Raw genomic sequence first — 19,544 nt, forward strand, 5'->3', positions numbered from 1 at the left:
GAGCAGCTCTGAATGAAGATTTTATTTGCCATTTGCTACTGTTGCGTCTAATTCCTCTTCTTTTGTAACTAGGTCATTAAAGTAAGAAATCAGATTATTTTGCTCATTTTTTGATAAGGATCCATGTATCAACGTGTAAGAAGGCAGTGGCATACTACCATCTTCCAAAACTTGGATAATGCTTTTGAATTTTGCCAATTTCTTCCGTTTTCGATAAGATGCTAGCTCGTCAAAGTTTAGTTTTTCCTTTCCCTCTTTAATATGGTCGAACATAAAGTATTTCACTGGTTGAAGATTTGCATACCAAGGATATTCTGTCTTATTGCTATGGCAATCAAAACAGGATGCTTTTAAGAGCCGATGGGTGCTTTTCTCGGGAGCGAAATGGCTTATAAAACTGTATGCATTCTTATTCCCATTATTAAGAGGAGCTACGGGGATAAATTGAAGAACAACGAATAGCCCCATTATTATCCCCGCAACTAACCCTGTTTTCCTCATTATTTTAATGTCTCGATCAATTCACCGCAGGGCTGATGATTCTCTCCTAGATAAGGATTGTGTACTTCCTTGGAATTGCTTAGCCACATAGTCGGCTTATTATCTCGTTTGCATTCAAATTTGTACAGCTCCTGAGCTGTGCCAAATAGTTTGATCAAATCATACATATCTTGGCTCACAATCTGATAATGTTCTACTTGATGATTTAAATCCCCTTTGCTGGCGATGATATGTTGTATGTTTTCTGTTGAATTCTCTAAGATGTCCTTCAAATCCTCTCGCGAAGATGTTGGTACTAGCTCTGGTCGTTGCTGTGTGAGTACCTGTGCAAAAGTAGTGGCGACGGTTGCTATTTTTGCCTCGTCGCGATTATATAATGCTGTACCCAGCTGCAAATAAGATTCGACCATGGAAGCAGTTGTGAATACAGCTGAAGCATCTTTATACTCGATCGAATCTTTTGTGACTATTTTGTCCTTGGGCATGGGAGATTGGCACGCTGTAGCTATCAAAGCCACTGTAGCGAATGCCCATATTTTGATTTTTTTCATCTCGATTTCTGCTTAGTACAGTAGGTTTTACTATTTAATGATCTCTTTGTTAGCGCCACATGTTAACATTTGCGAGCCATAGTAGGGATTTTGAATAGCTTTCTCTTTACTTAACCAATTTGCTCCTTTACCGTCATTGTACATTGGACAGTGACTATAATAGACTGTGTAAGCAGGATCGGTTGCTTTTATTAACTTGTATATAGTGTCAGATAATGATGAAAAAACCAATCTTTGACTTTCCAGATTTTTTGCTGATACCAGTGTAGTTACTTGCGTGTTGAGGTCTTTCATCACGGCCATCCAAACATCATGTTCCTTGGACTCGAGTTCGCCCATCTTTACTGCTGTAATTGCTGATTTCAATGTCTTAGCTTTTGCACTCACTGTTTTAGTATCGCCTTTTATTAATGCATCTTTAATCGCAAAATAGTGGTTATAAAGAGACTCCAATTTTGACGTCGATGATGAAGATGCAGTGCTGTGATCCATACTTTTCTCGTGGTCCATGGTCGAATGGTCCATGGTTGCATGATCTTGAGCTACCTTATTTTGATGCGTATTCCCTTTGATTTCTCCTTTATATTGGCATTCTTTGTCAAGACTTTGGTATACATCGATTGGGGCATTGTAAATTTCGTTGTCGAATCCCGCAAGAGCTACACGTTTAAGCACTTCATCCTTGGAAGTTTTTTCTGCATTGTAGGTTAATAGCGCTTCTTTTGTTGCCGCATTCCACGCTAATTTTGATTCGTGATTCTTATTTGCAGCCTTTTCGATCTGATTTTTACAGTTGGTGGAAGCTCCCTCGATTTTAACTGTTTCAGTCTTTGCATTTTTTATTTGAGCTACGGCCAATACCGGTGTCGTAGCAATTCCCAATAGAATTGATAGGGTAATAATATTCAATGTTTTCATTTTCAGAAGTTTTTATTAATAATATAATACGGATGAATAGCATTTTGTTTGCTGTCCATTCACAGATAGTGGGCCTTTTGACAAGACACACCATGGGCTATACAGTACTATATTAAACGAGTTGAGGCGGTTGCCAAATGGGGAGATAGACAGCCGGGAAAAACATGTTATTTTTCCAATAAAGGCGTTTGTCTATAGTATGTGGAATGCTAAAAACAAGCGTATGACCATGGGCGAGGGGAGCTTTTGCAGGAATTTGGCAGATATGCCCTGCACACTTTTTGTCACAATCCTTAGATTCGCCATGTTCGTGCCCATCATTGCAACATGATTTGCTTTGTTCTTCTTTTGAAGGCATCGGGCAATGCTCCTCTGTATTTACATCAGGGCTTATCGTTTTTTCATCGCACGAGTAGCCCAGCTTAGGTAATAAGAATAAACCTAACCAAAGAGTCGCAAGTATGATATTGAACTTTTTACCCATTTGCTTACAAAGGTAAGCTATGTGTCATTTAGTGCAAAATCTTTATAGTATATTATTATGGATTACATGTATATAATTATTTTTAGAGATTTAGTTTATAATATCCACTAACCCTTTTTTGTTGTCAGCCATCACAAGTTGCTGAAATTGTATAACCTTTCCTTGAAATAGTATAACCGTTTTACCAATCATTTCTTGATTTTTGCAGAGACGTATACAGGCATCAAGAGCAAAGGTACTCATGACTCTTTAACACCTCTTGAGGATAATTATTTCAATGAAAAAGCTGTTTTTAATATTTCTTTCTTATTTGTATCTGCTGTCCGCGTTTGGCCTGACAGTGCAGACACATTTCTGCAAGAAAGAAGTTATTAAAGAGACCAATTTTTTTTCGAATACAATATCTCAAAGTGATCCCTGTGCGATTTGTGTCAGCAAGAACAAGGAGCAGAAAGTAAAAAAGAATGGTTGTTGCCAACACGATACCAAAGTCGTTAAATTGAAGGACAACCAACATAAAGTAGTTAAGCAAGAGCTATCCTTCAAATTTTGGAATGATGCCATTTTGCATAGGTTCTTTGGTGCGGTATTTGAGCCGGCTCAGGCATTAATTGACGACCAAATTATTAGAAATCTCCCTGATTTCTTTTCTGTACACGAGACACCGTTGTACATTTATCACTGTGTATATCTGATTTAGACTCGAGTCTTGGTCCAACAATAAGCTTATTGCCGTAGTTGGTTCGTATTGACTACGTGTGTCCATACGCCACGTTGTACGTCGAAGTAAGCTGTTCGACCAATTTGTAGATTCCATCTTATTGTCTATTACTCAATTTACACATTATATATGTATCCAAAATTTATTGTATTTGGGGTGCTCTGTCTTTTCGGTACAACTGCTAGAGGACAGGCTTTAAAACTCTCCGATGCATTTCAACGATCGACAAAGAACTATCATACGATTAAGGCTAAAGAGGCTTTGGTAGAAGCTTCTGTGCAACATGTCGATTTTCAGAAAAGTCAATATCTTCCAGATGTTACAGCGTTAGCCCAGCAGTCGTTTGGGACAATCAATGCTCAAAATGGACCAATGTATGCCTACCGTGGATTAGGTGCCGCCTCTACATCAATGCCTTTGGCTGAGCAAAATTGGAATTCGGCCTTTGGGTCGCTTTACCTCGCAAATGTCAATTGGGATCTCTTTACCTTTGGTCGCCTCAAAAGTCAAGTGAGTAGCGCCCAGGCCAATCAACGATTGAAGATTTCAGACCTTGATCAAGAGATTTTTCAACACCAAATTAAAGTTGGGGCCACCTATCTCAATTTGATTGCCAGTCAGCGAATCAAATATGTGCAAGAGCGTAATCATTATCGCGCCAAAGTGTTTTTTGAAATGACCGCAAGCCGTGCGCATAGTGGACTTATTCCTGAAGTAGATGCCTCTCTTGCAAAGGCCGAGGTTTCCAATGCATTATCTGCTCAGATTAAGGCATATGATAAAGAGCTCCATTATTCCAAGCAATTGGCCGTGTTGATGGGCGAACCTTTTCAGCATTATCAAATGGATAGTGTCTATAATACTTCTAAGCCCTATGTGTTTATCGATGGACCTACTTCTTTTGTGGACCATCCTGCGATGGTCTTCCAGCAGAGTCGGATAGATTACAGTATTGAAAACGAAAAGCTGGCAGAAGCTAGTCGAATGCCCACTCTTTCTGTATTTGGTGTTATTCAAGGACGGGGTTCAGGCTTTGACTGGAACTATGTGCAAGAAAATTCCGCTTTCTCTTCCTCTTACTTAAAAGGTGTGGGCATTGATAGAGGTAATTATTTATTGGGTTTCAATCTAAGTTGGAATTTGACCAACCTCTTTCGTTATGACCATAGGAGGAAGGAGCAATACTACATAACGCAATCCTTCAAACATGATTACAAGTTGATGAATGAAGAATTATTGGCACAAGATGCGCTCGCGAAGGCGCAATTTCGCAACGCGGAAGAAAATCTGCTGGAAACCAAGACGCAGCTAGAGTCGGCATCATTAGCCTATAAACAGCACACAGCTCTCTATGAAAATGGTTTAACTACATTAGTGGATTTTACCCAGGCCCTTTACACGCTCAATCGCGCAGAGATAGCATATGAGATTGCGCAGAATAACATCTGGCAAGCATTATTGCTACAGGCAGCGGCTCAAGGCGACCTTAACCTAATTCTCAACGCAAGTCAAAAATAACTCAAGAATATGAATCTTATTCGCTTTGCATTACGCAAACCTATATCTATTATGGTAATGGTATTGGGACTTTTATTCTTCGGAATTAAAGCAACCAGAGAAGTTCAGGTTGATATTTTACCTGAAATGAATCTGCCGGTGGTATACATAGCTCATTCTTTCAACGGCTATACTCCACAGCAGATGGAAGGATATTTTACCAAAATGTATGTTAATATGATGCTCTTTGCAAATGGTATTAAGAGCATAGAATCCAAGAATACACAAGGATTGACCTTGATGAAAATTAATTTTTATGAAGGTACAAATATGGGCGAAGCAATAGCCTCAGTCAACGCACTATCCAGCCGTTCGCAGGTGTTTTTGCCACCAGGGGCTCCGCCACCCTTTATCATCCGCTTTGATGCCTCTTCCCAGCCTGTGGGTCAACTCGTATTCAGAAGTGATACCAAGACTAATAATGAATTGCAAGATATTGCCAATTTCAATGCACGCCCGTTTTTGATTGCCATTCCCGGATTGACGACCGCTCCTCCCTTCGGAGGAAGCCCCCGTACCATTGAAATCAATATCGATCCTAACAAATTGAGAACGCACTCGTTGTCTCCAGATCAGGTAGTAGAGGCCATTAGTCGGCAGAATATTACCTCACCATCCGGCAATGTGTATATCCAAGATATCAACTATTTGACACCAACCAACAATACGTTGAAGACAGTTGAAGAGTTTGGGGATATCCCCATTTTTAAAGGACAGGTAGACAATGTTTACATCCGTGATGTGGCTACCGTAAAGGATGGCGCAGATATTACGACAGGATATGCGTTGATTGATGGTAAACGTTCTGTCTATATCAATATCGCGAAATCTGGAAATGCATCTACGTATGATGTCGTGGAGAATCTCAAGAAAGCAATACCCAATATCCAACGCAATCTTCCCGAGGGTGTATCGATATCTTACGAATTTGATCAATCGGTTTATGTCATTAACGCTGTGAAGAGTTTGGTGATGGAAGGTGTATTGGGAGCGCTATTGACTGGGCTAATGGTGCTGCTATTTTTACGAGATACTCGAGCAGCCATTATTGTCATTTTGACCATTCCCATCTCCATCATATCTGGGGTGTTGTTCTTGAAATTATTTGGTCAGACAATCAATATCATGTCACTCTCTGGATTGGCACTCGCAATAGGTATCTTGGTTGATGAAAGCACGGTCACTGTCGAGAATATCCATCAACATTTCGCGATGGGCAAGACCAAGGCACAAGCAATTTGGGATGCTTGTAAGGAAATTGCATTTCCTAAGCTTCTAATCTTACTCTGTATTTTGGCCGTTTTCGCGCCGGCAGTAGTTATGACCGGTATTCCAGGAGCATTATTTATGCCGCTGGCGCTGGCTATTGGATGCTCCATGACCGTATCTTTTTTAATGTCGCAGACATTTGTGCCTGTCATGGCTAATTGGATGATGAAAAACAATCATAAACATGGCGAAGAACCCAAGGTGACAAAATTTGATGTGTTCAAAAATCGTTTTGTCGGCTTTTTGGACATTTTGATGCGCAGTAAAAAAATAGTCTTTACAATCGCCTTTACGATTGCTTCAGTTGCCGTATACGTCATGTATATCAATATTGGGAAAGATGTACTGCCTACAGTCAACTCTAGACAATTTCAAGTTAGAATTACAGCACCAGAAGGGACTAGGATTGAAAAAACAGAGGAAAAGATTAAAGCTGTTCTTAACGAACTAGATAGCCTATTGGGCAAAGGAAACGTGGCAATTTCGTCAACATTCATCGGCCAGCATCCCTCAACATTTGCTGTGAGTCCAATCTATCTCTACAACGCGGGGCCACATGAGGCTCTTATGCAAGTGGCACTTAAAGAATTCGATGGAAATACCGATGAGCTTAAAGACAAGATCCGTAAGCATCTAAACCAAAAGATGCCAGATCTCAAACTGTCGTTTGAGCCAATAGAATTGACAGAAAAAATCTTAAGCCAAGGAGCTAATACCCCAGTCGAAATCCGGATTTCTGGAATGATGAAGAAGATGAACATGATGTATGCCAATAAGTTATTAGCTAAGTTGAAAGAGATAGACTACATGCGCGACCAACAGATTCCTCAATCCATGAACTATCCAGCTTTGGAGATTAATATAGATCGTACTCGCGCTGCCCAGCTTGGCCTTGACGCGCAGGATATTGCTAAATCGTTAGTTGCGACAACAGCTTCTTCACGTTACACCAACAAGAATTTCTGGGTAGGAGGGATGATGCATATTGCATATGACGTGCAGGTACAGATGCCTCAAAATTTATTGACTTCACAAGACGAACTAGCCAATATTCCCTTGTCAAAAAATTCGGACCGTCCTGTTTTAGGAGATGTCGCGACCATTACACCGACCAAGACAATGGGAGAAAGTTACAACGACGGTACCATGGGTTATACTACTGTAACCGCTAATCTTTATAAAACAGATATCGAACGCGCCAAGAAAGATGTGGAGCTGGCTATTGCTTCTTTAGGGGCGCTACCTAAAGGTGTGAATATCAAAATGTCTGGAATGGCCCCAGTATTGGATGACACACTCGGGAGTTTGTTGGGTGGTCTTTTGATAGCTGTTGTTGTTATATTCTTGATGTTGACCGCTAATTTTCAGTCTTTTAAGGTGTCCTTTGTTATTTTAACAACTGTACCCTTTGTTATTCTCGGATCCTTAATTCTGTTGAAGTTGACAGGGTCGACTATCAATCTACAATCCTTTATGGGTATTATCATGTCTGTTGGGGTATCCATTGCCAATGCTGTTCTACTCATTAATAATGCAGAGACGCTCAGGCTACAGACTGGAGATGCAACGGCTTCCGCACTACAAGCAGCTAATTTACGGATGCGCCCCATCATTATGACTACGCTAGCCATGGTTGCGGGCATGTTGCCCATCGCTATTGGATTTGGAGAAGGTGGAGATCAGGTATCTCCCCTAGGTAGGGCAGTGGTTGGAGGGCTATTTGCCTCTACATTCTCAGTGTTGATTCTATTGCCATTGCTATTCAGTTGGCTACTGGACAAGACATCAACCAAGTCAGTTTCCTTAGATCCGGAAGATGAGGATAGTATCCATTTTTTAACTCCTAATAATAAATAAAACATGAAAAGTTTAATATATATATTACTGGCATCTACATTGACATTTGCGGCATGCTTTGATACGAAGAAAGAAGATAAAGCTGATACGAGCGATAAATCAATGCCTATGATGATGCCTCTTGAAACAATGCCTATCCACAGAAGCAACCCATTGGTGAAATTGAAGTTGGCTGGAGAGTTGGCGCCCGATCAGGAAACAGAACTCTACGCCAAAGTAAGCAGCTACGTCAAAAAAATCCATGTCGATATTGGTGATCGTGTAGGGCTAGGACAGGTATTGATGGTTTTAGAAGCCCCAGAGATACAGTCGCAATTGGCTACCGCTAAAGAAAAGTGGAAGGCTCAAGAAGCCATATATATTGCGACTAAGGCCAACTATGATCGTATGTTCAAGGCTAATGAGACACAAGGTGCTGTAGCTAAGGATGCATTGGATCAAATTACAGCCAGAAAATTGTCTGACGAAGCGCTGCTCAATGCAGCCAAAGCCGCATATGCTGAAATTCAAGATATGGACAACTACCTTATTATTCGTGCTCCCTTTGCAGGTACCATTACCGATCGTAATGTAGATTTGGGAGCTTATGTGAGCCCTATGGGTAAAGCTGGTGAGAAGCCTCTTTTAGTTGTGCAGAATACGCAAAAACTTAGACTATCTCTTGCTATTCCGGAGGCTAATACCCATTTTTTGCATGTAGGGGACACCATTCATTTTAGGGTGCGCTCACTACCTCAAAACAAGTATTCAGCAAAAATATCTCGCAAATCCGGAACATTGGACCTCAAGCTGCGAGCAGAAAAAATCGAAGCTGATTTTATAAATACCGGTGACGAGTTAAAGCCATTTATGGTGGCGGAGGCCGAAATACCTTTGCAGCATAGGGAACCCACTTTCTTTATCCCCAAAACAGCCTTAGTGGAAAGCAACTTGGGTGTCTACGTCATAAAAGATGACAACGGCAAAGCAATGAAGATTCCCCTATCCAAAGGACGGGTGATGGCCGATAAATTTGAAGTCTTTGGTGAATTGAATGAGGGCGATCGTATCGTCGTAAAGGCATCGGAAGAAATTCAGGAAGGAACGACAATCCCAGCACCAAAGAAATAAAGCGAGTCTAACGAACTCCTAAAGTAACAGTGTACCTACTTTCATGTAGGCTAAATGAAAGTAGGCACTGTATTGCGGAAGGCTGTTGAATACTTTCATCATGAATAATAGAGGAACAAATAATTATCTATGAAACCGAGACGTAAATAGTTTTGACATACAGGGCAAATATTATTTACGCGAGCTTTCATCAACAAATAAATAAAAAATAAATGAAAACAATAAAAAGGTTAAGTGCCCTGACGTTGATATTAATTGCCATGGTATCGTGTCAAAATAGTAATGCTACTCATCAAGAGTCTAATCAAGACCATCCAGCCAAAACTGCGTCATCGGGCGATTTGAAAGTTGAAAAAGGGGACCATGTACCGTCTGATTTAGTTTGCATGGTTAATGATGCCTATATGGGTAAGGAGCAAATTGCTGTACCTGTAGGAGAGAAGATATATTATGGATGCTGTGATATGTGTAAGGAACGTATTCCCAAAGATGCTGCTGTTCGCAAAGCAATCGATCCTCACACGATGCACGAAGTGGACAAAGCGTCAGCCTATATCGTTATGATTGGTGATAATGGCGACGTCGCCTACTTTGAAAGCAAAGCTACATACGATGATTTTTTAGAAAAAAATAAGTAACCTCCAATGCCATCATACGTATACTGTGCAGAGGTTTTTAGTCGAGTATACTCGACTAAAAACCTCTGCACACCAGGTCTCTAATCACATCCGATTCGTCTATTGGCGGGTCATAAATTATTTATTCTAATGAAGAAAATATTGTTTCCGACTGATTTTTCGCCAACGGCGAACAACGCTTTTATATACGCCTTACATATCGCCGATACTTTAAGGGCAGAGTTATATGTGCTACATGCTTATTTGCTTCCTATTGTATCTGAACGGCGCACCTATCCAGAATCGAGACAGGACGTGACTGAACGATTGATTTCTGAGAAAACGAATGAATATATTCAATTGATACCTGTGCTTGATAAACTAGTTGAAGCCAGTGATAGGAAACATATTAAGCGCATTTATATGCTGGAGCAGGGCACTGTAGTGTCGGCTATTGAAAAAGTACTTAGTCAAGAAGAGTTTGATTTGGTTATTATGGGTACTACTGGTGCATCTGGTTATGAAAAGAAATTTCTGGGGTCTAATACAGTCAATGTGATGAACATGGTTCAAAAACCCCTGCTATGTATACCTCATAGTGCTCGATATGAGGGAATATATAGATTTGGATTTACAACTATTTTTAAAGAGGTAGATTTTGAAATCTTAAGACGAATGATACCCATAGCCAACCTATTTCATGCACAGATTAAGTGTGTGCATGTGTCAGCATATGCAGATGCTCAACTCTTGGAAACGATTAGTCGGTGGGGACACATCTTGAATACAGATGTTGTGGATATTTCCTTGATATTGAGTGACAGTACGAAAGAATCTATTTTGGATTTTGTTGAGAGCAGCCTAGTGGATATTTTAGTGATGGTCAAGCGTAACCGAGGGTTTTTTAGTGAACTCTTTCAATCCAGTATGAGTCATGAAGTTACCTACAGCAATCAAATTCCTGTGTGGGTATTTCAAGAATAAAGGAGGTCTTTAGATAGGTAATCTAAGTTTTAGTGTGCGTCTGGGTTCATCACCCAGGTGATGTTCAGGAGCCCGTAAGGGCTCTTGCTTTTGGAATGGGTATTAATTTCTGTTCAGTTTTTTTAGGCGTAAAAGACATATACTTTTAGTTTTCGAGATTTTTTATATATTTGTGGCATACATAAACACATACCACCATGTGGATAGCTACACCAAATATCGTTTTTCCCGTTCGCGACAGATTTGTCGCCTAACTGTGGACAGAATTTTCTTTTAAATTCTATCTTAATGAATCGAGTCTGATTCGTTGATTAATCATTTTTTATTTTACGCGAAAATGCAATAGCATTTTCATCAATGTTTTTTTATGCAAGAATCTTGGAAAAGAAAATTCTCCATCATATGGGTGGGACAGTTTATCTCCATTTTAAGTAGTACAGCGGTTAATTTTGCTGTTATCATATGGTTAAGTCTTGAGACCGGGTCAGCAGAAGTGTTGGCCTATGCCGCTATCGCTGGTTTACTTCCGCAAGCCATAATCGGTCCGATTGCCGGAGTCTATATAGATCGTTGGGATCGTAAGAAAACGATGATTTTTGCAGACAGCTTTGTTGCTTTTTGTACCCTCGTCATGTCCCTTAGTTTTTACGTTGGGTATGAGAGTCTGCTGCTGATCTATGTTATGTTGGCGTTACGTTCCGTGGGTTCGGCATTTCATATGCCGGCTATGCAAGCTGCCATTCCTTTGTTGGCACCTCAATCTGAATTGCTACGTATCGCTGGCATCAATCAAATGATCCAATCGGTATCGAGTATTGCCGGCCCGGCTTTAGGGGCATTAGCGATTGGATTATTTTCGATAGGCAATGTATTGTTGTTGGACATCATAGGAGCAATTATTGCCATCATCTCACTCCTCTTTGTCCATATCCCTAACCCTGAAATTGTCGACAAAGCGAAGGCCAGTGTAGCACAAGTTTGGCGCGATATCAAGTTGGGGCTTGGTGAAATACTCAAAAATAGAGGATTGACCTTGATGTTTCTCTATTCCGTGATCGCTACTTTTTGTATCATGCCTGTTGCAGTCCTTTTCCCTTTGATGACCATTAATCATTTTGGTGGAGATAAGTTTGAGATGAGTATAGTGGAAATTGCCTGGGGAGTTGGGATGCTAATCGGTGGTGGCCTACTTGGTATTCTAAAACCTAATATTCATAAAGTGATTATTATCAATACTATGCATATCTTGTTGGGACTAAGTTTGGCCGTGTCCGGATGGTTGCCACCCTCTACATTTATTATTTTTGTGATTTTGACAGGTATCGGAGGTCTAGCTGCATCTGTTTACAATGCTAGTTTCATGACTGTAATTCAGGAAGAGGTACAGCCAACGATGATGGGGCGTGTATTCTCGATGTTCTTTAGTATTGCAGTTATTCCTTCAGTCATTGGACTGTTGAGCACTGGATTTGTTGCGGATACTATTGGAGTCAATCTTACTTTTATCATCCTAGGATTGGTCGTAGCGGTAGTCGGTACCGTATCCTTCTTTACCCCGTCGTTGATGAAGTTGGGTAAATAAAAAAAAGCCTCTTGAGTTCAAGAGGCTTTTTTTTATTACTTTTTGTTTTCAATCCATTTTCGAGCATTTACAAATGCTTCTATCCATGGTGATACTTCGTCTTGTCGCCCACTAGGATAGTTGGCCCAGTTCCATTGAAAAGTCGAACGCTCGATATGTGGCATCGTTACCAAATGACGGCCTGAATTGTCACACATCATGGCTATATTATAATCCGATCCATTTGGATTTGCCGGATATTGTTCATAGGCATATTTGGACACGATTTGATATTTACGCTCTTCATACGGTAAGCTGAATTTTCCCTCCCCGTGTGATATCCATACACCCAAAGTTGTACCTGCTAATGTTGACAGCATGACGGAGTTATTATCCTGTACTTTGACCGAGATAAAATTAGATTCATGTTTTTGGGAAGTGTTGTGCAACATCTTACCATGTAACTCATGATCAGGATTGATAAGTTCCAATTCCATAAATAATTGACAACCATTACATATACCCACCGAGAGTGTATCCGGACGAGCAAAGAACTTGTCTAGTGCCGCTTTGGCTTTCTCATTGTATAAGAATGCTCCAGCCCAGCCTTTGGCCGAGCCCAATACATCTGAATTTGAGAATCCCCCGACAGCACCGATAAATTGGATATCTTCCAATGTTTCACGACCGGAAATCAAATCCGTCATATGTACGTCCTTTACATCAAATCCGGCCAGATACATGGCGTTTGCCATTTCCCGCTCGGAGTTAGATCCCTTTTCACGTAAGATTGCAGCCTTTGGCTTTGGCTTGGATATATCGATTACAGGTTTCTTTCCATCAAAATGAGTCGGAAATACAAAGTTCAGGGGCTGATTTTTATAGTTATTGAAGCGCTCCCGTGCCATTCCATTCTTAGATTGTTTCTGATCTAATAAGAAAGATGTCTTGAACCACATATCTCTCGTTGCAGCAACGTCAAAACTAAAATTATCACTATTGTTTTTGAATGTTACTGTAGTTCCTGTGATTGCTTGGCCTATTTTTACGGCTACAATACCTTGCTCTGCCAATGCCTTTTCGAAAAAATCATCTGTTTTAGCTTGAAGTACTACAGCAATATTTTCATTGAATAATGCTTTGACCGTATCAGTCTCATTTAGCCCCGACAAATCGTAGTGGGCCGCAAGATTGACGTCGGCAAAGGTCATTTCCAATAACGTCGTCACGAGACCACCTGAACCAACATCGTGACCAGCTACAATTTGTCCAGCCTTAATTAGTTCCTGTATTGCATTGAATGCTTTTTTGAAGTAGTCGGCATCTGCGATTTTAGGAGCATCTTTACCAATCTTATTCAAGATTTGTGCAAAAGAAGAGCCACCTAGTTTAAAGTTATCTTGCGATAGATTGATGTAATATATAGAGCCACCATTTTGGCTCAATACCGGCTCTACTACCTGATTTATATCTGTACAATTTCCAGCTGCTGAGATGATGACAGTACCTGGGGCAATCACATCCCCATTCGGGTATTTTTGCTTCATCGACAGTGAATCTTTTCCTGTAGGGATATTGATTCCTAGTGCTATTGCAAAGTCTGAGCAGGCCTTTACAGCCTCATAGAGACGGGCATCTTCCCCTTCGTTGTTACATGCCCACATCCAATTGGCCGATAGAGATACTCCTTTAAGGCCATCTTTGATAGGTGCAAATACGATGTTGGACAATGCTTCCGCAATAGCTGTCTGAGACGCCGCAGCAGGATCTATTAAGGCTGCAATAGGAGAGTGTCCCACAGTTGTAGCGATACCCTCTGTTGATTTGTAATCGAGCGCCATGACCCCTACATTGTTGAGGGGTAGTTGTAATGGTCCAGTACATTGCTGTTTGGCTACGCGACCACCAACACATCGATCGACTTTGTTTGTTAACCAATCCTTAGAAGCAACAGCTTCCAATTGAAGGACTTGCTCCAGGTATGTCGGTATATTCGAAGTTTCGTAAGTGAGGTCGGCATATGACCGATTTACGGTTTTATCCGTCATGATCGTCTTGGGCGATGAGCCAAAAAAATCTTCCAAAGCGTAGTCCATTGGTTTGGCTCCAGTAGTCTTAGAAGCAAAGGTGAATCGGTGGTCCCCTGTTACATCACCCACCGTATACATGGGTGAACGTTCACGGTCCGCTACCTTTTGTAGGGTCTCCAAATCCTTCTCGCCAATTACTAAGCCCATGCGCTCTTGCGATTCATTTCCAATGATTTCTTTCGCGGAGAGAGTAGGATCGCCTACTGGAAGTTTATCCAAATCTATTAAACCTCCGGTATCTTCTACCAGTTCCGAAAGACAGTTGAGGTGGCCTCCAGCACCATGGTCATGGATAGACACAATCGGATTGTGATCCGATTCGACCAATCCACGTATAGCATTAGAAGCACGTTTTTGCATTTCGGGGTTGGAGCGCTGGATAGCATTGAGCTCAATACCTGAGCCAAAGGATCCAGTATCAGCTGATGATACAGCTGCACCACCCATACCGATGCGGTAGTTTTCCCCTCCTAGGATGACGATTTTATCACCGGGGGTTGGGGCGTGTTTTTTAGCTTGTTCTAATTTACCATAGCCGATTCCACCTGCTTGCATAATGACCTTGTCATATCCAATCTGGCGAGCATCCTCTTCATGTTCGAAAGTAAGCACGGATCCAACAATTAGTGGTTGTCCAAACTTATTGCCAAAATCTGAAGCACCGTTAGATGCTTTGATTAGAATATCCATTGGTGTTTGATACAGCCAAGCCCTCTCTTGCATCCCTTTTTCCCACGGGCGCTCCTCGTTCAACCGGGAATATGCCGTCATGTAAATAGCGGTTCCTGCCAACGGTAGAGATCCTTGACCACCAGCTAAGCGGTCTCTGATTTCACCACCGGATCCTGTTGCCGCACCTGAGAAGGGCTCCACTGTAGTCGGAAAGTTGTGCGTTTCCGCTTTTAACGAAATGACCGAGTCAAACTCCTTTTCACTGTAGAAATCAGGTTTGTCTGCAGAGTTGGGTGCAAATTGTGTGACACGAGGGCCTTTGACAAAGGCGACGTTATCTTTATAGGCCGAGACAATGGTATTAGGATTTGTCTCGGATGTTTTTTTGATCAATTTAAATAACGAAGTAGGCTTCTCTTCTCCATCGATAACAAAAGTTCCGTTAAATATTTTGTGGCGACAGTGCTCCGAATTGGCTTGTGAAAAAGCAAATACTTCCGAATCCGTCAGTTTACGGCTTAATTTTGTGGAAAGGTTGTTTAAGTATTCGACTTCCTCCTGGTTGAGTGCCAGTCCTTCTTGTTTATTGTAGGTGGCGATATCATCCACCTCTATAATAGGCTCCGGAGTAATGTGAATGGTGTACATTTCTTGTGTCAGCGCCTCATATTTTTGGGATATCATAGGGTCGAAGTCCGAAAAATCGGCTTCAACTTTTTGGAATTCTTCAATCCGGATGATGCCTTCGATAGCCATGTTTTGCGTGATTTCTACCGCATTAGTACTCCATGGTGTAATCATGGCAGCCCGAGGGCCTACATAAAAATCATCAAGGGTAGTTTTTTCGATTTTGGTAGCGTTGCCAAACAGCCAGTTGAGTTTAGAAATATCTTCGGTTGATAAATCTTTTTGAGTTTGAACCCCATAAACGGTGTTCGATTGGTTCACAAAGAAATGAATCATTATTATGAAATTGTTGTCTTGTAGAATTAAAGTACAAAAATACGTTAATCCTTTGACTTAAATAGCATAACAACGTAAAAAATGAAAACCTATTTTGCCTTTAACTCAATATCTCATGAGAGTTGAAGAACACTTTGAGAGTTCGCCCAATGTAAAGTGTATTCCAAGCATGCTCTATATTCAAGTATAGCGAATAGAATCCGTTAAAGATCTAGCTGTTCGAACGCTGAGCTGAACGAAACAAACTACTTTCTTGCCTTAACCGTTCTTTTGCTTGCTGTCATGTAATCTCAACACTGGAAGGTTGAATTAATAAAAGGAATTTTAGGATCCCTTAAAATCTGTATTTCGTTACAAAGTTTTATCTTTGTGCTACATATAGTAATAGATAATGAATATTTCATATAACTGGTTAAAGAATTTTGTTGATATAAAGGACAATACACCCGAGCAGATATCCCATATTTTGACTGATATAGGTCTAGAAGTAGAAGTGTTGGAAAAAGTACAGAGCGTACCGGGTGGATTAGAAGGTCTTGTAGTAGGTGAAGTAAAGACTTGTGAGCAGCACCCAAATGCAGATCGTCTACGTGTCACTACCGTCGATGTGGGGAGAGAAGAACTACTCCATGTCGTGTGTGGTGCCCCCAATGTAGCTGCTGGGCAGAAGGTTATCGTTGCGGCTGTAGGGACTACGGTGTATCCTTTAGAAGGAGAACCCTTTAAAATCAATAAATCCAAAATCAGAGGAGAAGTATCTGAGGGAATGATTTGTGCTGAAGATGAAATCGGACTGGGAAAATCACACGATGGTATTCTAGTACTTTCAAAAGATACCCCTGTTGGAAGGACAGCTCAAGAATACTTCAATATAAAAGACGATTATCGCTATGAGATAGGGTTGACGCCTAACCGTGCCGATGCAGCTTCGCATCTAGGGGTAGCCCGTGATTTGGCTGGATTTTTCAGGACCTCATTCACCCTGCCGGATTTGTCTTCATTCAACGCTGTTGAAGAAGGTGTGGCTACAACCGTATCTGTTTTGAATACAGATGCTTCCCCAAGATATACAGGTGTCAATATATCTGGCGTCACAGTCAAGGAATCTCCAGACTGGTTAAAAGAAAAACTGAATGTCATTGGGATTAGGCCCATTAATAATATTGTCGACGTCACCAACTATGTACTTCATGATTTAGGGCAGCCTTTACATGCTTTTGACGCTGATCGGATTGCAGGGAATAAGGTTATTGTCAGGAATGCAGTTGAAGAAGAAGAATTTGTAACCTTGGATGGTGTGGCACGTAAGCTGACCAGTGAAGATCTTGTTATTGCTGATGCTGAAAAGCCTATGTGCATTGCCGGAGTTTTTGGCGGATTGCATTCTGGGGTTACCGAATCTACTCGTAATATATTTTTAGAAAGTGCCTATTTCAATTCTGTTTCCGTACGCAAGACGTCCAAAAGACACGCGTTAAAAACAGATTCTTCCTTTAGGTTTGAACGCGGTACAGATCCAAACATGACCGAATTGGCGTTGAAGCGTGCAGCGTTGATGATTCTTGAGGTAGCGGGAGGTCAGGTGAGCTCAACAATTACTGACATTTATCCTAACCCTGTTCAACCTTTTGCGTTTACCGTTAATTACAAAAATGTACAAAGGCTGATTGGTAAAGAGATTCCGAAAGAAGATATCAGATCCATAATTGTGTCCCTGGGTATTGCAGTCGTCAATGAAAATGATTACGAACTCTCGGTAGAGGTACCTCCATTTAAAGTTGATGTAACACGTGAGGTAGACGTAATTGAAGAGGTACTTCGTATCTATGGTTATAATAATATCGAAATCAAGCAGCAGATCAATGCATCTTTGAACACCTCAGAAAAACCTGATAGAGAAGTCGTTTTAAATCAGGTTGCTGATTTGTTGATTGCCAATGGTTATCATGAAATACTTTCCAATTCCCTTACAAAATTGGATTACGTAGATAATCAAGATACTGCAGTTAAATTATTGAATCCGTTGAGTAGTGATTTGGATACCATGCGTCAGAACTTGGTGTTTTCGGCCTTAACTGCTATATCATACAACCAAAAACGCAAAAACCCTGATCTCCGATTCTTTGAATTTGGTAGAACATACCACCTTACTGAAGAAGGTTACCAAGAAAGGCAACATTTAGCATTGACGTTGTCAGGAAAGAATACTGCTGAACAATGGAATGAGGAAGCAAAAAATGTAACGTTCTATAATCTAAAAGCAGCCGTAGATACCATTATCCGTAGGTTGAATATTCAAGGTCTGGAAGTAATCGAATCCGATTCCTCCTATTTCGATTATGGATTGACCTATAAAAAGGGAGTCAAATCGTTAGTTAGCTTTGGAGCAATATCTACTTCCAATCTCAAAAAAGCAGACGTAGAAAATCAAGTGTTTTTTGCAGACTTTGATTGGGATTTGGTATTAAAAGCAATCCGTAAAAATCAAATCAAATACAAAGAGGTTTCTAAATTTCCAGCTGTTAGGAGAGATTTGGCACTGTTGGTGGACGAATCTGTTACTTTTGAGAGACTTCGGCAGGTAGCCGTGAAGACCGAACGTAAGCTTCTAAAAGACGTTAATATTTTCGATGTTTACAAAGGCGATAAATTACCGGAAGGTAAAAAATCTTATGCATTGAGTTTTGTGCTGCAAGACGAAGAAAAAACTTTGACAGATAAACAAATTGACACGTTAGTTCAAAAATTAATTCTTAACTTTGAGAAAGAAACTGGTGCAGTAGTGCGCTAGAGCGTGATATCAAAATTTAATTGCAGAAATATATGGCATCTTTATCAGCACAAATGAATGTTATCGTTGAGAAAACGAAAAATTTAATTCAATTGTGTGAGGCCTTGCAAGAAGAAAATGATTTACTTAAATTAGAGGTGCAATCATTGCAAGTTGCTCTAGAAACAAGTTCTGAAAAAGTAAGACAGACGGAAGAAAAGGTGAAAGCGTTAGCTGTAGCACGTACTTTGGAAGACTCGAGCGGCGATAAAGAGGCAATAAATGAAAAAATACTTGATACAAAGCAGAAAATTAACGATTTTGTTAAAGAAATAGACAGATGTATTAGTCTGTTAAAATAGTAACCAATCGTAATCTTAACAGTTTTGTGTTATTAAGCTCAAAGAAAAATGGGAGATATTTCCATAAAAATAAATATTGCTGATCGGGTTTATCCGTTAAAAGTGGATGCAAGTGAGGAAGAAATAATCCGTCATGCAGCAAAAATGGTTAATGAAAAAATAAAGGAACTACAGGATAATTATGCGGTTCGAGATAAGCAAGACTTATTGTCCATGTGTATTTTGCAGTATGCAACAGGCATGTTGAAAGCAGAAAAAAATGCACAAAGCCATGAAGAAGGCGTGGAACAATCTGTTCATGAACTCGATCGGTTATTGTCGGATTTCTTTACTAAATAACTATATCGTTCTTATATCATAGAGCTTTGTAACAACGAATTTGCCGCAATTAAATTCGGGTTGTCACTATTTTAAACTTAACGCTTCAATATCACGGGCGAAAAAAGATGTAGGCCATTTTGCGTAAGCCATCTAGGTCATGATCAATCGCTTAATCATGTGTAATGGAAGTTTAATAATACTTGGTACCCGTTTATATTTAATTGCGGTTTTTTTTT

15 protein-coding genes are annotated in these 19,544 nt (G+C 40.5%); 10 read left to right on the forward strand and 5 right to left on the reverse strand.

Annotated elements, in window-relative coordinates; translation table 11 throughout:
- Positions 1-21 precede the first annotated feature (21 nt).
- From OQ289_RS05975 to OQ289_RS05990, 4 genes are all read right to left on the reverse strand, one after another.
- Positions 22-501, reverse strand: a complete 480-nt coding sequence (locus OQ289_RS05975; protein WP_270089835.1) for a heme-binding domain-containing protein — start codon at positions 499-501, stop codon at positions 22-24.
- Positions 501-1,052 carry a DUF3347 domain-containing protein gene (locus OQ289_RS05980; RefSeq protein WP_270089836.1) on the reverse strand — a complete coding sequence of 184 codons (552 nt, stop codon included), beginning with the start codon at positions 1,050-1,052 and terminating at the stop codon, positions 501-503. Before OQ289_RS05980 ends, OQ289_RS05975 begins: the two co-directional genes overlap by 1 nt.
- Before the next feature lie 30 nt (positions 1,053-1,082).
- Positions 1,083-1,970, reverse strand: coding sequence for a DUF3347 domain-containing protein (locus OQ289_RS05985; protein WP_270089837.1), 888 nt, complete (start codon positions 1,968-1,970; stop codon positions 1,083-1,085).
- A 112-nt stretch (positions 1,971-2,082) separates the two neighbouring features.
- Positions 2,083-2,454: a hypothetical protein gene (locus OQ289_RS05990; protein WP_270089838.1), complete on the reverse strand. Its 372-nt coding sequence runs from the start codon at positions 2,452-2,454 to the stop codon at positions 2,083-2,085.
- 277 nt (positions 2,455-2,731) lie between these two features.
- On the opposite strand from OQ289_RS05990, the gene OQ289_RS05995 reads away from it, so the two are divergent.
- From OQ289_RS05995 to OQ289_RS06025, 7 genes are all read left to right on the forward strand, one after another.
- Positions 2,732-3,154, forward strand: a complete 423-nt coding sequence (locus OQ289_RS05995) for an HYC_CC_PP family protein (RefSeq protein WP_270089839.1) — start codon at positions 2,732-2,734, stop codon at positions 3,152-3,154.
- 150 nt (positions 3,155-3,304) lie between these two features.
- The gene (locus OQ289_RS06000; RefSeq protein WP_270089840.1) at positions 3,305-4,693 is read left to right on the forward strand and encodes a TolC family protein; all 1,389 of its coding nucleotides are present in this window, start codon (positions 3,305-3,307) and stop codon (positions 4,691-4,693) included.
- Between the two features lie 9 nt (positions 4,694-4,702).
- Complete coding sequence (locus tag OQ289_RS06005; protein WP_270089841.1) at positions 4,703-7,858, forward strand: efflux RND transporter permease subunit; 3,156 nt, start codon at positions 4,703-4,705, stop codon at positions 7,856-7,858.
- Positions 7,859-7,861: 3 nt separating this feature from the next.
- A complete protein-coding gene (locus tag OQ289_RS06010; protein WP_270089842.1) occupies positions 7,862-8,968 on the forward strand; it encodes an efflux RND transporter periplasmic adaptor subunit in 1,107 nt (368 codons plus the stop codon).
- A gap of 212 nt (positions 8,969-9,180) precedes the next feature.
- Positions 9,181-9,606, forward strand: a complete 426-nt coding sequence (locus OQ289_RS06015; protein WP_270089843.1) for a TRASH domain-containing protein — start codon at positions 9,181-9,183, stop codon at positions 9,604-9,606.
- A gap of 129 nt (positions 9,607-9,735) precedes the next feature.
- On the forward strand, positions 9,736-10,569 hold the full coding sequence (locus tag OQ289_RS06020) for a universal stress protein (protein ID WP_270089844.1): 834 nt from the start codon (positions 9,736-9,738) through the stop codon (positions 10,567-10,569).
- Between the two features lie 367 nt (positions 10,570-10,936).
- Entirely contained in the window at positions 10,937-12,151 is a 1,215-nt protein-coding gene (locus OQ289_RS06025) for an MFS transporter (RefSeq protein ID WP_270089845.1), read from the forward strand.
- A gap of 35 nt (positions 12,152-12,186) precedes the next feature.
- Here the strand turns inward: OQ289_RS06025 and purL are convergent, their stop codons facing one another.
- The gene (gene purL / locus OQ289_RS06030) at positions 12,187-15,855 is read right to left on the reverse strand and encodes a phosphoribosylformylglycinamidine synthase (RefSeq protein ID WP_270089846.1); all 3,669 of its coding nucleotides are present in this window, start codon (positions 15,853-15,855) and stop codon (positions 12,187-12,189) included.
- Positions 15,856-16,246: 391 nt separating this feature from the next.
- On the opposite strand from purL, the gene pheT reads away from it, so the two are divergent.
- From pheT to OQ289_RS06045, 3 genes are read left to right on the forward strand one after another with little or no spacing between them, the layout of a single operon-like run.
- On the forward strand, positions 16,247-18,646 hold the full coding sequence (gene pheT, locus OQ289_RS06035) for a phenylalanine--tRNA ligase subunit beta (protein WP_270089847.1): 2,400 nt from the start codon (positions 16,247-16,249) through the stop codon (positions 18,644-18,646).
- A 32-nt stretch (positions 18,647-18,678) separates the two neighbouring features.
- Positions 18,679-18,987: a hypothetical protein gene (locus tag OQ289_RS06040; protein WP_270089848.1), complete on the forward strand. Its 309-nt coding sequence runs from the start codon at positions 18,679-18,681 to the stop codon at positions 18,985-18,987.
- A gap of 48 nt (positions 18,988-19,035) precedes the next feature.
- Positions 19,036-19,326 (forward strand): cell division protein ZapA, encoded by a 291-nt coding sequence (locus OQ289_RS06045; RefSeq protein WP_033565209.1) that lies wholly within the window; start codon positions 19,036-19,038, stop codon positions 19,324-19,326.
- Positions 19,327-19,544 lie beyond the last annotated feature (218 nt).

This window comes from Sphingobacterium sp. SYP-B4668 (assembly GCF_027627455.1).
In the GTDB taxonomy this organism is placed as follows: domain Bacteria; phylum Bacteroidota; class Bacteroidia; order Sphingobacteriales; family Sphingobacteriaceae; genus Sphingobacterium.

Excerpts from the sequence above, each read along its gene's own strand:
- OQ289_RS05975 (WP_270089835.1), bottom strand. The coding sequence starts at position 501 with ATGAGGAAAACAGGGTTAGTTGCGGGGATAATAATGGGGCTATTCGTT.
- OQ289_RS05980 (WP_270089836.1), bottom strand. The coding sequence starts at position 1,052 with ATGAAAAAAATCAAAATATGGGCATTCGCTACAGTGGCTTTGATAGCT.
- OQ289_RS05985 (WP_270089837.1), bottom strand. The coding sequence starts at position 1,970 with ATGAAAACATTGAATATTATTACCCTATCAATTCTATTGGGAATTGCT.
- OQ289_RS05990 (WP_270089838.1), bottom strand. The coding sequence starts at position 2,454 with ATGGGTAAAAAGTTCAATATCATACTTGCGACTCTTTGGTTAGGTTTA.
- OQ289_RS05995 (WP_270089839.1), top strand. The coding sequence starts at position 2,732 with ATGAAAAAGCTGTTTTTAATATTTCTTTCTTATTTGTATCTGCTGTCC.
- OQ289_RS06000 (WP_270089840.1), top strand. The coding sequence starts at position 3,305 with ATGTATCCAAAATTTATTGTATTTGGGGTGCTCTGTCTTTTCGGTACA.
- OQ289_RS06005 (WP_270089841.1), top strand. The coding sequence starts at position 4,703 with ATGAATCTTATTCGCTTTGCATTACGCAAACCTATATCTATTATGGTA.
- OQ289_RS06010 (WP_270089842.1), top strand. The coding sequence starts at position 7,862 with ATGAAAAGTTTAATATATATATTACTGGCATCTACATTGACATTTGCG.
- OQ289_RS06015 (WP_270089843.1), top strand. The coding sequence starts at position 9,181 with ATGAAAACAATAAAAAGGTTAAGTGCCCTGACGTTGATATTAATTGCC.
- OQ289_RS06020 (WP_270089844.1), top strand. The coding sequence starts at position 9,736 with ATGAAGAAAATATTGTTTCCGACTGATTTTTCGCCAACGGCGAACAAC.
- OQ289_RS06025 (WP_270089845.1), top strand. The coding sequence starts at position 10,937 with ATGCAAGAATCTTGGAAAAGAAAATTCTCCATCATATGGGTGGGACAG.
- purL (WP_270089846.1), bottom strand. The coding sequence starts at position 15,855 with ATGATTCATTTCTTTGTGAACCAATCGAACACCGTTTATGGGGTTCAA.
- pheT (WP_270089847.1), top strand. The coding sequence starts at position 16,247 with ATGAATATTTCATATAACTGGTTAAAGAATTTTGTTGATATAAAGGAC.
- OQ289_RS06040 (WP_270089848.1), top strand. The coding sequence starts at position 18,679 with ATGGCATCTTTATCAGCACAAATGAATGTTATCGTTGAGAAAACGAAA.
- OQ289_RS06045 (WP_033565209.1), top strand. The coding sequence starts at position 19,036 with ATGGGAGATATTTCCATAAAAATAAATATTGCTGATCGGGTTTATCCG.